Source organism: Actinocorallia sp. B10E7 (assembly GCF_039871655.1).
In the GTDB taxonomy this organism is placed as follows: Bacteria; Actinomycetota; Actinomycetes; order Streptosporangiales; family Streptosporangiaceae; genus Actinocorallia.
In genome coordinates, this window is record NZ_JBDPLZ010000002.1 from 387,690 (window position 1) to 399,732 (window position 12,043).

Genomic DNA, 12,043 nt, shown 5'->3' on the forward strand with positions numbered 1-12,043 from the left:
GCTCGCCCGGAAAGGGGATTCCATGCGTCTGGGGATCACCATGTTCGCCACCGACCGGACGGTGGCGCCACACGAGCTGGCGGTCGCGGCGGAGGAGCGGGGTTTCTCCTCCCTCTACCTGCCCGAGCACACGCACATCCCGGTGTCGAGGCTGACGCCCGGGCCCGCGACGCGGGAGGCGTCGGGGACGGGGGAGAGGCTTCTGCGGGGGACGTCGGGGGACGAGACGCTGCCGGAGGAGTACGCGCGGACGCTGGACCCGCTGGTGGCGCTGGGTGCGGCGGCCGCGGTGACGAGCACGATCACCCTGGGAACGGGGGTCCTGCTGGCGGCGCAGCGGGAGCCGCTGGTGACGGCGAAGGCCGTCGCGTCGCTGCAGCGGCTGGCCGGGGGCCGGTTCGCGCTGGGGGTCGGGTTCGGCTGGAACGAGGAGGAGGCCGCCGACCACGGGGTCGTCTGGCCGACGCGGCGCGAGCGGGTCCGCGAGCACGTCCTGGCGATGCGGGCGCTGTGGCGCGAGGAGGTCGCCTCGTTCCGGGGGGAGCACGTGGCGTTCGAGCCGAGCTGGGCCTGGCCCAAGGCCGAGGTGCCGGTGCTGCTCGGCGGGGCGGGCGGGCCGAGGCTGTTCGCCGCGGTCGCCGAGTACGGGGACGGGTGGATGCCGATCGGCGGGGCGGGCGTCAAGGAGGCGCTGCCGAGGCTGGCCGCGGCCTGCGAGAGCGCCGGACGGGACCCGTCCACGATCGCCGTCGTCCCGTTCGGGGTCCTGCCCACCCGCGCCAAACTGGAGTACTACGCCTGTCTGGGCGTCGAGGAGGTCGTCCTGCGGGTGCGGGGCGGCACCCGGGACGAGGTGCTGCCCGTGCTGGACTCCTACCGGGAGTTCCTCACAACATCGGCATGACGAACACGGCCGCGGCCTCGATCGTCACCTTGCCCTCGGCGTTGAGGATCCTGCCGACGGCGTGGGTCCTGCGGCCCTCCACCCGGTCGATCCTCGCCTCGGCGGTCAGCGGCTCGCCCAGCGGGGTGGGGCGGCGGTAGCGCATCTCCAGGGTGGCGGTCAGGCCGGAGACACCCCTGCCGTTGGCGGCCAGGCCGAGCAGCTGGTCCATGATCATGGCGCTGACGCCGCCGTGGACCAGGCCTGGAGGGCCCTCGTAGACCGTGTTCAGGGTGAATCCGGTGCGCACCGACCCGTCCTCGAGGAACTCCACCTGGCAGGGCGGGGCGATGGGGTTGAGCACGCCGGTGACCGGGCCGGCGAGCTGCTGGAGCATGCCGCTCTCCCCGGTGCCGGAGATGGGCGGGAGGTCGCGGCGCACGGTGTTGAGCCGGTCGGTGAGCGCCCGCACCTGCGCGGTGAGCTCCTCGAGTTCGTCCTCCGGCAGTTCGGTGTGCACGGCCGCCTCGTTCAGCCGCCGCACCTCGGCCGCGAGCTCCGCGAGGTACTCGACCCGCCGCGCGCTCACCGGCTCGCGCTTCCGGGCCGTGAAGATCGGGTGGGTGCTGGTACGGGCTCCCGGCATCGGTGCTCCTGATCATTCCTCGCGGGTTTTAGAACGGCATTCTAAATCACCCGTTCCCTCCGCTTCCGGTCGGGGCTTGGGTGATTCATGCGTTTTCGTGGTGATTGCCTCGGGTAGTGCTTCCACCGAATGTCATGAAGTCTCGGGGGGGAACATGACCACGAAGATGCAGGACCAGGTCCGTGACCTGATGTGCAAGGAGAGCTGCCGCACCATCGAGGCGCACGAGACGCTGGACCGCGCGGCCCAGATCATGCGCGAAGAGGGGATCGGCGCCTTGCCGATCGTCGGTCCGGACCATCGCTTCGAAGGCATCATCACCGACCGCGACATCGTCGTGAAGTGCATCGCGGCCGGGCACGACCCGTCCCGGGTCACCGCCGGAGACCTCGCCTCCGGGCTGTACTCGGTGTCGCCGGAGACCACCGTCCAAGAAGCCCTGGACATGATGGAGCAGCACCAGGTCAAGCGGCTCCCCGTCATCGAGAACAACCGCATGGTCGGCATGATCAGTGAGGCCGACCTGGCGCGGAACCTGCCGGACGCCCAGCTCGCCGAGTTCGTCCACCGCATCTACGCGCGCGCGGGCGGCGGCAAGCGGGGCGAGGGCGGCGGGGCCGGCTGAGACACCGGCCTTCGTGCGAGGGGACCGCGGGAACGCGGTCCCCTTTCCATGCGCGGGCGGCCTTCCCCGAGCCCTCAGCGGTCCGTTGAGGCGAGGACGCCGGTGAGGACGGTGCGCAGGGCCTCGGCCGTGCCGGTGGCGGCGGCGTCGCCGGTGGCCAGACGGCGGACGGCCAGGCCGTACAGGAGCGTGACGATCGTCGGCGCGTGGAGTTCGGGCCGGGAGATGCCCAGCGCCGTGAGAATGGACGTCGCCAGCCGGTCGTAGGCGGTGATGGAGCGCTCGGCGGCGGGCCGGAGCCCGGGGTCGCGGGCGGCCTGCAGGTGGAGTTCGAGGTGGGCTATCTGCTCGGGCCCGTCGGCGAAGGCGACGATGGCCCGCTGGACCTCGTCGGCGGCCTGGGCGGGGGAGAGCCCGGCGCCGGCCAGGGTCAGGGCGGCGCGGGTGATGCGGTCGATCTCGGCGTCGACGAAGCGGTCGAGGCACTCGCGCAGCAGGTCGGTCTGGGAGCCGAAGTGGTAGGTCAGGGTGCCCAGGGAGACGCCGGCGGCGGAGGCGACGCGCCGGTTGGTGAGGGCGCCGACGCCGTGCTCGCCGATGAGGCGCAGGGCGGCGTCGAGGATGCGCTCGCGTGCTTCGTTCATGAAGGACCGTCTTCCCAGGATGAGGGATTCATCCTATCGTTCGTTCGAACGAACGAGAGAGGGGCACGGTGAGCGGACTCGCGTACAAGGGGCTGGCGGAGCAGGCGGAGCTGGCGGCGTCGGGAAAGGTGAGCGCGAAGGAGCTGGTGGAGGCGTCCCTCACCCGGATCGACGAGGTGGACGGCAGGGTCGGCGCCTTCCGGGTCGTGCGCCAGGAGGCGGCCCGCGCCGAGGCGGCCGAGGCCGACCGGAGGCTGGCGGCGGGGGAGCGGCTGCCGCTGCTGGGCGTCCCCGTCGCCATCAAGGACGACACCGACCTCGCGGGCGAGACGACGCCGTTCGCGGTGCGCGGCGACCACCTTCCGGTGGAGCGCGACGCGGAACTGGTGCGCAGGCTGCGGGCGGCCGGAGCGGTCATCGTCGGCAAGACGCGGACGTGCGAGATCGGCCTGTGGCCCTTCAGCGAGTCGCCCGGCTACGGGGCGGCGCGCAACCCCTGGCGGCTCGGCTTCACCCCCGGCGGCTCGTCCGGGGGCTCCTCCGCGGCGGTCGCGGCGGGCATGGTCCCGGCGGCCGTGGGCTCGGACGGGGCGGGCTCCATCCGCATCCCCGCCGCCTGGACGAACCTCGTCGGTATCAAACCGCAGCGGGGACGGATCTCGGGATACCCGCACACCGACCCGTTCAACGGCCTGACGGTGTGGGGCCCGCTGGCCCGCACGGTCGAGGACGCCGCGCTGCTCCTGGACGTCCTCACCGGCAGCCACCCCGAGGACGTCCACCGGCTCGACCCGCCGCGCACCCCCTTCGCCGAGGCGGCCCGGCGGGATCCGGGCAGGCTGCGCGTCGCCGTCTCCTTCAAGACGGCCCTCGGCGTCCCCGGCAGGATCGACCCGGAGATCCGGCGGGCCGTGGAGCGGACGGCGCGGCTGCTCACCGACCTCGGGCACAAGGTCTTCCCCGCCGACCCCGACTACGGGCCCGTCGCGCTCGGCCTCGTCCCGCGCGGCACGGTGGGCGTGGCCGACTGGCTGGACTCGATGCCCGGCGCCCGGCCGGAGGCGCGCACCGAGGTGGAGGCGAGAATCGGCCGGACCGTCGGACGGCGGCTGCTGCCGCTGGCCCGGCGCATGGATCCCTACCTTCGCCGCCGCGTCGGCGGCATCTTCCGGTACGCCGACGTGGTGCTCACCCCGACCACCGCGCAGCTGCCGTCGAAGGTCGGCGCGTTCGACGGCGCCGGCTACCAGAAGACCCAGTCGGGGGTCGCCGCGCTGTGCCCGCTGGCCTGGCCGTGGAACGTCCTGGGCTGGCCCGGCGTGAGCGTCCCGGCCGGGTTCAGCTCCGGCGGCCTGCCGATCGGCGCGCAGCTCCTCGGCCATGACAGCGAGGAGGCGAAGCTCATCTCCCTCGCGGCTCAACTGCAGGAGGCGGAGCGCTGGCAGGACCTGACTCCGTCGCTCTGAGCGCCTCACGCGACAGGCGGTCGGACCGCCGCGTGGTCTCGGGCAGCCGGTAGGACGGGCTGAGCGCCAGGACGTGACGGGTCGCCGTGTCGAGGTCGACGCGGTGGCCCACCGAGACGTAGACGGGTTTGACGCCCGTCCGCGTCCGCACGGTGCGTCCGACGACCTCGCCCTCGTGGACGAGCTCGGTGAACGAGCCCCGCTCCCGTCCGGGCTCGATGTGCTCGCCCACCAGGAACGTCTTGCCCACGCCCATCGTGGGCAGCCCGGTGAGCAGGCCCAGGTGGCAGGCGAGCCCGAACCGCCGGAAGTGGGCCCGCCCGTGGCCGTCGCAGACGAGCAGGTCCGGCACGGTGCGCAGCTTCCGCAGCGCCGACAGCAGCGCGGGCAGCTCACGGAAGGCGAACAGGCCGGGGACGTAGGGGAAGGACGGCCGCTCGACGGAGACGGCCGACTCGACGACCTGCAACGTCGCGGCGTCCAGCACGACGACCGCCGCGGCGACCCGGTCGTCGGCGTAGGCGACGTCGAGCCCCGCGACGATGCGCACGACGGCGGGCCCGGGCTCCTCCCGGACGCGCTCGCGCAACCGTTCCTGCAACGCCTCGGCTTCTTCGACGGAGGCGGGCCAGGGATGCGGGTCCTCGATGTCCATGGGAGCGAGGGTAATTGAGTACCTGAATCCCTGGATCTAAGTACTTTTACGGATATGGCGGGAGGGGCAAGCCTGATTCCCTCAAGGACATGGTCAAGCTCGCCACCCCCGCCGCACTCCTCTACGCGACGCTGATCCTCTGCCTGTCCCACCGGCTGTACGCGGCGCCCGGCGCCGACCCCGGCCTGGACGGCATCTGGCTGCTGCTGGCCAGCCTCCCGACCGGCCTCGTGCCGCTGATGCTCCCCCTTCCGGAGAGCCGCGAGGTCTTCCTGCTCGTCATGACGGCGGCGGGCCTGTTCCAGGCCCTGCTGGTCTGGCTGGCCGGGAGGATGTTCGACAGCCCGCTGTTTCAGAAGCCGGGACCGGTGATCATCCCGCCGTCGACCAGGACCTCGCTGCCCGAGCAGTAGGACGAGTCGTCACTGGCCAGGAAGACGACCAGCCCGGACACCTCGTGGGTCTTGCCCATCCGGCCCAGCGGCAGCGCCTTCATGAACGCGTCGGCGTTCTCCGCGCCCCGCTCGACGACCTCGGGGTCCAGGGACATCGAGGTGAAGATCCCGCCGGGGTGGATGCTGTTGACGCGGATGCCGTGGGGGCCGAGTTCGCGCGCCGCGGACTTGGTGACGCCGCGGATGCCGAACTTCCCGGCGCTGTAGGCGGAGAAGCCGGCACCCGACACGAAGCCCTCGGTCGAGCTCACGTTGATGATGGAGCCGCCGCCGGCCGCCTTCATCGCGGGGATGACCGACTTGATGCCCAGCCACTGGCCGGTCAGGTTGACGTTGACGGTGGCCTGGAACTCCGCCAGCTCCATGTCCTCGATGTTCTTCACCCGGATGACGCCGGCGTTGTTGACCAGCACGTCCAGCTTGCCGAAGTTCTCCACGGCCAGTGCGACGGCCGCCTGCCAGTCCTCGGGCTTCGTCACGTCCATCTTGATGAACAGCGCCTCGCCGTCGAACTCGGAGGCCAGCTTCTCGCCCTCCTCCACCAGCACGTCGCCGAAGACGACCTTCGCACCCTCGGCGACGAACCTGCGGACGTGGGCCTTGCCCATGCCGCGCGCGCCGCCGGAGATGAGGGCGACCTTTCCGTCAAGCTGACCCATGAACTGCTCCCAAGTGACTGTTCGCCCGTGCCGCGGCGTCCCCGGTCCATCGCCAGCCAAACTAACGTGCGCTTGGTTGGCCTAACAAGGGTCAGGACAGGGCGGCGTAGACCGCCTTGACGAGTTCGTAGGAGCGCCGGTCCCCGGCCATGCCGCCGCCCATCTGGTTGGGGATGAACGCGACGGCCAGCTCCTTCTCCGGGTCGCCGAGGCCGATGCCGCCTCCCGCGCCGGTGTGGCCGAACGCGCTGTCCCTGCCCGCCCTCGGCGTCAGGAACGTCATGGCCGGACGCATGAAACCGAGCCCGAAGGCGCTGTCCACGAGCAGCACCCTGTCGGCGCCGCGCACACGTTCGCGGACGCCCTCCCGCAGGGTCTCCTTCTGCAGGATCCGCCCGCCGATCAGCGAGTCGTAGAAGGCGGCGAGGGCGCGGGAGGTGGCCACCATCCCTGCCGCGGGCCACCCGCCCTGCAGCACGACCGGCTTGTTGTAAGAGGCGGCGGGGTTGTTGAGGGCGCGGTTGAGCGGGGACTGCGGGTCGAGGTAGGCCTCGGCCAGCCGGGTCATCAGATCGGCCCCCGTCCGCCCGGCAGGCCGGGGGTCGGCCGCGCCGGACGGCGGCCGCCCCGTCGCGGAGAGCTTCGCGGCCTTCGCCATGACCTCCGGAGGGGTGCCGATCCACAGGTCCGGGGCGAACTCGCGCCGGACGAACTCCCCGACGGTCGTCCCGGCGGTGCGCCGCACGATCTCCCCGGCCAGCCAGCCGTAGGTGAGGGCGTGGTACCCGTGCCCGTCCCCGGGCGTCCATTCCGGCGCCTGGCCGGCCAGCAGGGCGGCCATCGCGGCGGGGTCGGCCGCCTCCTCGGCCCCGACCTTCCGCGCGAAGGCGGGCAGCCCGGCCTCATGGGTGAGCAGCTGCTCTCCGGTGACGCCCTCCTTGCCGTGCGCGCCGAACTCCGGCCACCAGTCGGTCACGGGCCGCTCCAGCGCCACCTCGCCGCGCTCGGCCAGCAGCAGCGCGGCGGTCGCGGTGACGGCCTTGGTGCAGGAGAAGGCCAGGCAAGGGGTGTCCCGCTCCCAGGCGCGGCCGGTCTTGGCGTCGGCGATCCCGCCCCACAGGTCGACGACGGGGCGTCCGCTCGCGAACACCGCGACGCTCGCGCCGAGGTTGCGGCCCTCGGCGAACTGGGTCTCGAAGACCTCTCGGACGCCGCGGAACGCCGGGTCGCAGTGTCCCTGTACCACCTGGCCAGTCACCATCATTCCTCCAGAACCCCCACAAAAGGTCGATCACATCATGACAGCCTCTGGTTTTCCCGGGAACTCCGGGAGGGCGATACGGCTGGGAGGAGTACTGTGAAATAGCGGGAATGGTGCGTAATTGTTGTGATTTCATCGGCGGGGATATCTTTAAAAGAACCGGAGTTCGCGCTGTTATCCGAAGCCATTCCTTGTAATTTGGTCGACCATCCAACACAGGAGGTCGACAGTGGTCGTAAACCATGCCCGTTTCACACTCGCCGCCGTCCTGGCCGCGGCAGCGGTCGCCGCGCTCCCGGGCTCCGCCGCCGCGGCCCCCGGCCGAGGCTCCTGCCTCATGGGGAACTGGACGCTGACCAAGTACTCGATGGTCATGAAGGGCAAGGACGTCTCGCTCAGCACCACGGGAGGCAAGGGCACCCGCCTGCGCGTCACCCCGGGGGGCGCCGTGTACGACTTCGACCACTCCAAGCCGGCCATCACCAAGGGCACCCGCTCCGGCGAGCCCGTCGCGCTGTGGGCCAGCTACCGGGGAAAGCTGTCGCTGAAGTCGAAGTTCAGGGGCTCCCGCTCCGGTGTGCTGGCGACCAGGCCCGCCAGTGCCCGGGGCGACGCCAACGGGCTGCTCGGCCAACTGCGGCCGGAGAAGAAGCTGCTCGCCAAGTACAGCATCGTGGAGACCTACCGCCGCGGGGAATGGGTGGCGCTCACCCCGCACCGTGCGAATTTCCGCTGCAATGGGCGGAGCCTGCTGCTGCACGCCAAGAAGCGGGACGCCTTCGGCACGAGCGCAGTGAAGATCCAGTACCGGCGCTCCTGAGCGGTGGGGACGGCGGCCGGGACGGCCGCCGCCCGCATCATCGGCTCTGACCTCGCGAAAGAGACCGCAAGGTTACTGATCTCGCTGTTCATCCTGTTATGTGACGGCTGTACCTTTGTCGATCATCCCTTTACGGAGGTCGACCTTGTTCGCAGTACCCACCCGTGTGGCGCTGGCCGCAGCCCTGGCGGCCGGCGCCGCCCTCGCCCTTCCCACCGCGGCAGCGGCGGCGCCCAAGCAGCCCTGCGCCGTGGGCAAGTGGAAGCTCACCCAGTACAAGCTGGACAGCAGGAGCGAGGGTTACACGGCCAAGGCCAAGGGCGGCGAGGGCACCCGGCTGACCATCACCAAGAAGACCGTCACCTACGACTTCAACCGCTCCAAGAAGGTCGTCACCAAGGGCGTCCTGGAGGGCGAGGCCTACAGCGTGACGAGCGTCTTCCGCAAGACCCTCAAGATGAAGTCCACCCTGAGGGGGAACAAGAAGGGCGGGATCCTCCTCAACGTGCAGAGCGCCTCCGGCAACGCCAAGGTGGCCGAGACCGCCAACGGCAAGTACCTGGGCTCTCACAGCATCGTCAAGACCTACCGCAAGGGCGAGACGGATCCGTTCATCCCCCCCGCGGCCTTCTTCACCTGCGGCGCCAAGACCCTGAAGCTCGTGCTCGAGGCCGACGGCGGCGACAGCACCCTCGACGCGGTGTACGTCTACAAGCGCGGTTGATCTCTCCCCGGTGGGGGCGGCGACGCCGCCCCCACCGGGCCGTGGAGAGGGCTCGCCTCTTCCTCACCGGCGACGCCTCCGACGGCGGGAGGCCTTCGGCTCGGCCCCCTTCCCGTCCTGCCCTGAAGGGGCGCGGCTCCGTCCGCCCGAGCCTCGCGGCCCTAGGCTGAGGGCATGATCAGACATGTTGTGATGTTCACCTGGACGCCCGAGGCCACCGGGGAGCAGAAGGCCGCGGTGCCCGCGGAGCTGGCGAAGCTGCCGGGGGAGATCCCGCAGATTCGCCGGTATGAGTACGGGCCGGGGATCAACCCCGGGAACAGGGATTTCGTGCTCGTCGCGGACTTCGACAGCCCTGAGGATTTCCTCACCTATCGCGATCATCCGGTCCATCGGGCGTTCATCGAGAAGTGCATCGATCCGATCGCGGCGGACGTGGCCAGGGCCCAGTACGTGCTGCCCGGCTAGTCATATTTAACAAGCGCTTGCTCAAGGTTTAACAAGATGACAACCTGAGTGACTGAGCAAGCGGTTGGGCGGGAGCTGCATAATAAAGGGGTGACTACCACGACGAACAGCGGACGAGCCAGGGCTTCGGCCCGTGAGGGAGGCGGCCGCCGCCGCGCCCGGGGCGCGACGGGACTGGCCTCCGAACGCCGTGACCATCTGGTCAAGCTGGCGGCGGAACTGTTCGCCAAGAAGGGCTTCCAGGCGACCACGGTCCGGGAGATCGCCGACGAGGCCGGGATCCTCTCCGGCAGCCTCTACCACCACTTCGACTCCAAGGAGTCGATCGTGGACGAGATCCTGTCGAACTTCTTCACCGAGCTGATGGCGGCCGACCGCGCGGCCATCGAGAAGGGCGGCAGCCCCGAGGAGGTGCTCGCCTCCCTGGTGCGCATCGCCTTCGGCACCCTGGAGCCGCACCGCGCCGCCATCACGGTGCTGCAGAACGACTGGAACTACCTCAAGGGCCTCGACCGCTTCGCCTACCTCATCAACGCCGAGGAGGAGGTCGAGAAGATGTGGGTCACGGCCATCGAGAACGGCAAGGCCGCCGGCCTCTTCCGCGCGGACCTGGAGTCCCGGCTCACCTACCGGATGATCCGGGACACCATCTGGGTCGCCGTGCGCTGGTTCAGGCCGGAGGAGGGACTGGACGTCAAGGCGCTGTCCGACCACTACCTCAGCGTGCTGCTCGACGGCATCCACGTGCACTGACGGAGCGGGGCCGCGCCCCGCTCCGTCCTCACCGGCTCACTTCCTCCAGATCGCGGAGTACCGGCCGTCCTCGGCGTCGGCCTGGACCGGGTAGAAGCCCCGGGCCTTGAGCCGGTCGAACCGCTTCTCTGTAGTACGCCGGTCCGCCGGTCTTGGCCCAGACGGCCGCGTGGCGCGGGCTGCCCATGACGGTGATGGGCCGGTACTTCTGCTTCATCAGGGCCAGGGCCCGTTCGGCCTGCTGCGTGGAAGTGACGCCGTGGTGGGCGACGAATCCGTGTTCCCGTGTTCCCGTGCTCTGAGCGATCGGTCCGTGCTCCGCCGACGTCGCACGGACGGGAGAGGGCGCGATCTCTCCCGCCCGGCGACGGGTTCCGGTCCGGGAGCGCAGGTGGAGAAGGGGGTGCTCCCGGTGGTATGCCAGGAAAGTTAACCTGAAAATCTTTCAGACGCAAGCGCTTGCTTGGTCTATTTCCCGGGGCCTTCGAGGTCGATCGCGGATAACGGTTGTGTTTCGAGCACTTGACGGGCTCGGTATCCGGGGGCTGTGATGCGTGGGAGCGCTCCCACAACCCCCCGAGGGCTCGACGAAGAGCCCGCTTCTCCCCACCCCGTCCTGGGAGGAACAACCATGAAGTTCACCCGCCGGTCCGCTGCGATCGCGGCCGTCCTCGCCGGTGTGCTCGCCGCCGGCTCCGCCTGCTCGTCCGATGACTCCGGCGGCTCCGGGGAGATCACCCTGACCGTCGACACCTTCGGCAGCTTCGGCTACGAAGAGCTCTTCGCGCAGTACGAGAAGGACCACCCCGGCATCAAGATCGAGCACCGGAACGAGAAGGAGCACGAGAAGGTCTACGTGCCCAACCTCCTCAAGTACCTGGAGACCGGCAGCGGAGCCGGCGACGTCGTGGCGCTGGAAGAGGGCGTCCTGACGAACCTGCGCGGCCAGTCCGACAAGTTCCTCGACCTCAACGAGTACGGCGGCGCCGCGCTGAAGGACGACTTCCTGCCCTGGAAGTGGAGCCTCGGCCAGAGCCTGGACGGCAAGTCGCTGATGGCGCTCGGCACCGACGTCGGCGGCCTGGCCATGTGCTACCGCACCGACCTGTTCGAGAAGGCCGGCCTGCCCACCGCCCGCGAGGACGTCGGCAAGCTGTGGCCGACCTGGCAGGCCTACGTCGACACCGCCAAGAAGTTCCAGGCGAAGGTCCCCGACACCAAGTTCGTGGACGGCCTGACGACGCTGTTCAACGCGGTCCTGTCCCAGGAGGCCCCGAAGAACGGCAACACCACCTACTTCGACGCCTCCGAGAACTACATCGCCGACAAGAACCCGGCGGTGAAGACGGCGTTCGACTTCGTCACCGGTCTCAGCAACGAGAAGCTGTCCGCGGGCCTGAAGAGCTTCACCCCGCAGTGGCAGACCGGCTTCAAGAAGGACTCCTTCGCCACCATGGCCTGCCCGGCCTGGATGCTCGGCGTGATCAAGGAGAACGCCGGCGACGCCTACGACGACAAGTGGGACGTCGCGGCGGTGCCCGGCGGAGGCGGCAACTGGGGCGGCTCGTTCCTGGCCGTGCCCAAGCAGTCCGAGCACCCGAAGGAAGCCGCTGAACTGGCGAAGTTCCTGACCGGCGCCGAGTCCCAGATCACCGCGTTCAAGGCCGTCAACGCGCTGCCGACCTCCCAGAAGGCGCTGGCCGACCCGCAGGTCAAGGACGCCAAGAACGAGTACTTCAACGACGCGCCGGTCGGCCAGATCTTCGCCGCCACCGCCGCCTCGCTCCAGCCGGTCCAGCTCGGCGTGAAGAACGTCGACGTCCGGACGGTGTTCGAGGACGTCCTGGTCGCGCTCGGACAGGGCAAGCTCAGCCCGGACGAGGCCTGGAAGAAGGCCATCGAGGACGGCCGGGACAAGGCCGAATAGACGACCCCGTGAGGCGGCGCCGCGCAGGCGGCGCCGCCCCCGTCCTCGAAAGGCAGT

At 70.2% G+C, this 12,043-nt stretch carries 14 protein-coding genes; 9 read left to right on the forward strand and 5 right to left on the reverse strand.

Annotation, left to right across the window (positions count from 1 at the left end; genetic code table 11):
* Positions 1 to 22: 22 nt before the first annotated feature.
* Positions 23 to 904 carry a TIGR03619 family F420-dependent LLM class oxidoreductase gene (locus ABGB12_RS06875; protein ID WP_347675417.1) on the forward strand — a complete coding sequence of 294 codons (882 nt, stop codon included), beginning with the start codon at positions 23 to 25 and terminating at the stop codon, positions 902 to 904.
* Here the strand turns inward: ABGB12_RS06875 and ABGB12_RS06880 are convergent.
* Entirely contained in the window at positions 888 to 1,529 is a 642-nt protein-coding gene (locus tag ABGB12_RS06880) for a PaaI family thioesterase (RefSeq protein ID WP_347675418.1), read from the reverse strand. The two genes, ABGB12_RS06875 and ABGB12_RS06880, sit on opposite strands and share 17 nt — an antisense overlap.
* A 154-nt stretch (positions 1,530 to 1,683) precedes the next feature.
* Here ABGB12_RS06880 and ABGB12_RS06885 point away from each other — a divergent pair, with 154 nt between their 5' ends.
* Positions 1,684 to 2,154 (forward strand): CBS domain-containing protein, encoded by a 471-nt coding sequence (locus ABGB12_RS06885; RefSeq protein WP_347675419.1) that lies wholly within the window; start codon positions 1,684 to 1,686, stop codon positions 2,152 to 2,154.
* 74 nt (positions 2,155 to 2,228) lie between these two features.
* Here the strand turns inward: ABGB12_RS06885 and ABGB12_RS06890 are convergent, their stop codons facing one another.
* Complete coding sequence (locus ABGB12_RS06890) at positions 2,229 to 2,798, reverse strand: TetR family transcriptional regulator (RefSeq protein ID WP_347675420.1); 570 nt, start codon at positions 2,796 to 2,798, stop codon at positions 2,229 to 2,231.
* A gap of 68 nt (positions 2,799 to 2,866) precedes the next feature.
* Between ABGB12_RS06890 and ABGB12_RS06895 the strand changes: the two genes are divergently transcribed.
* Positions 2,867 to 4,264, forward strand: coding sequence for an amidase (locus tag ABGB12_RS06895; protein WP_347675421.1), 1,398 nt, complete (start codon positions 2,867 to 2,869; stop codon positions 4,262 to 4,264).
* On the opposite strand, the gene nfi is transcribed toward ABGB12_RS06895, so the two are convergent.
* Positions 4,200 to 4,919 carry a deoxyribonuclease V gene (nfi, locus tag ABGB12_RS06900; RefSeq protein WP_347675422.1) on the reverse strand — a complete coding sequence of 240 codons (720 nt, stop codon included), beginning with the start codon at positions 4,917 to 4,919 and terminating at the stop codon, positions 4,200 to 4,202. The two genes, ABGB12_RS06895 and nfi, sit on opposite strands and share 65 nt — an antisense overlap.
* A gap of 89 nt (positions 4,920 to 5,008) precedes the next feature.
* On the opposite strand from nfi, the gene ABGB12_RS06905 reads away from it, so the two are divergent.
* Positions 5,009 to 5,332: a hypothetical protein gene (locus ABGB12_RS06905; protein WP_347675423.1), complete on the forward strand. Its 324-nt coding sequence runs from the start codon at positions 5,009 to 5,011 to the stop codon at positions 5,330 to 5,332.
* Here ABGB12_RS06905 and ABGB12_RS06910 read toward each other — a convergent pair.
* On the reverse strand, positions 5,272 to 6,033 hold the full coding sequence (locus tag ABGB12_RS06910) for a glucose 1-dehydrogenase (RefSeq protein ID WP_347675424.1): 762 nt from the start codon (positions 6,031 to 6,033) through the stop codon (positions 5,272 to 5,274). The genes ABGB12_RS06905 and ABGB12_RS06910 overlap by 61 nt on opposite strands.
* Before the next feature lie 91 nt (positions 6,034 to 6,124).
* The gene (locus ABGB12_RS06915) at positions 6,125 to 7,294 is read right to left on the reverse strand and encodes a serine hydrolase domain-containing protein (protein ID WP_347675425.1); all 1,170 of its coding nucleotides are present in this window, start codon (positions 7,292 to 7,294) and stop codon (positions 6,125 to 6,127) included.
* 229 nt (positions 7,295 to 7,523) lie between these two features.
* Between ABGB12_RS06915 and ABGB12_RS06920 the strand changes: the two genes are divergently transcribed.
* From ABGB12_RS06920 to ABGB12_RS06940, 5 genes are all read left to right on the forward strand, one after another.
* Positions 7,524 to 8,114: a hypothetical protein gene (locus ABGB12_RS06920; RefSeq protein WP_347675426.1), complete on the forward strand. Its 591-nt coding sequence runs from the start codon at positions 7,524 to 7,526 to the stop codon at positions 8,112 to 8,114.
* A 145-nt stretch (positions 8,115 to 8,259) separates the two neighbouring features.
* Entirely contained in the window at positions 8,260 to 8,838 is a 579-nt protein-coding gene (locus ABGB12_RS06925; RefSeq protein ID WP_347675427.1) for a hypothetical protein, read from the forward strand.
* 174 nt (positions 8,839 to 9,012) lie between these two features.
* Positions 9,013 to 9,306 carry a Dabb family protein gene (locus ABGB12_RS06930; protein WP_347675428.1) on the forward strand — a complete coding sequence of 98 codons (294 nt, stop codon included), beginning with the start codon at positions 9,013 to 9,015 and terminating at the stop codon, positions 9,304 to 9,306.
* A gap of 90 nt (positions 9,307 to 9,396) precedes the next feature.
* Positions 9,397 to 10,059 carry a TetR/AcrR family transcriptional regulator gene (locus tag ABGB12_RS06935; RefSeq protein ID WP_347675429.1) on the forward strand — a complete coding sequence of 221 codons (663 nt, stop codon included), beginning with the start codon at positions 9,397 to 9,399 and terminating at the stop codon, positions 10,057 to 10,059.
* Between the two features lie 631 nt (positions 10,060 to 10,690).
* Positions 10,691 to 11,986 carry an extracellular solute-binding protein gene (locus tag ABGB12_RS06940; RefSeq protein WP_347675430.1) on the forward strand — a complete coding sequence of 432 codons (1,296 nt, stop codon included), beginning with the start codon at positions 10,691 to 10,693 and terminating at the stop codon, positions 11,984 to 11,986.
* Positions 11,987 to 12,043: the final 57 nt, after the last annotated feature.

Coding starts and splice junctions, on each gene's coding strand:
- ABGB12_RS06905 (WP_347675423.1), top strand. CDS start 5,009: ATGGTCAAGCTCGCCACCCCCGCCGCACTCCTCTACGCGACGCTGATC.
- ABGB12_RS06880 (WP_347675418.1), bottom strand. CDS start 1,529: ATGCCGGGAGCCCGTACCAGCACCCACCCGATCTTCACGGCCCGGAAG.
- ABGB12_RS06930 (WP_347675428.1), top strand. CDS start 9,013: ATGATCAGACATGTTGTGATGTTCACCTGGACGCCCGAGGCCACCGGG.
- nfi (WP_347675422.1), bottom strand. CDS start 4,919: ATGGACATCGAGGACCCGCATCCCTGGCCCGCCTCCGTCGAAGAAGCC.
- ABGB12_RS06885 (WP_347675419.1), top strand. CDS start 1,684: ATGACCACGAAGATGCAGGACCAGGTCCGTGACCTGATGTGCAAGGAG.
- ABGB12_RS06910 (WP_347675424.1), bottom strand. CDS start 6,033: ATGGGTCAGCTTGACGGAAAGGTCGCCCTCATCTCCGGCGGCGCGCGC.
- ABGB12_RS06915 (WP_347675425.1), bottom strand. CDS start 7,294: ATGGTGACTGGCCAGGTGGTACAGGGACACTGCGACCCGGCGTTCCGC.
- ABGB12_RS06940 (WP_347675430.1), top strand. CDS start 10,691: ATGAAGTTCACCCGCCGGTCCGCTGCGATCGCGGCCGTCCTCGCCGGT.
- ABGB12_RS06875 (WP_347675417.1), top strand. CDS start 23: ATGCGTCTGGGGATCACCATGTTCGCCACCGACCGGACGGTGGCGCCA.
- ABGB12_RS06890 (WP_347675420.1), bottom strand. CDS start 2,798: ATGAACGAAGCACGCGAGCGCATCCTCGACGCCGCCCTGCGCCTCATC.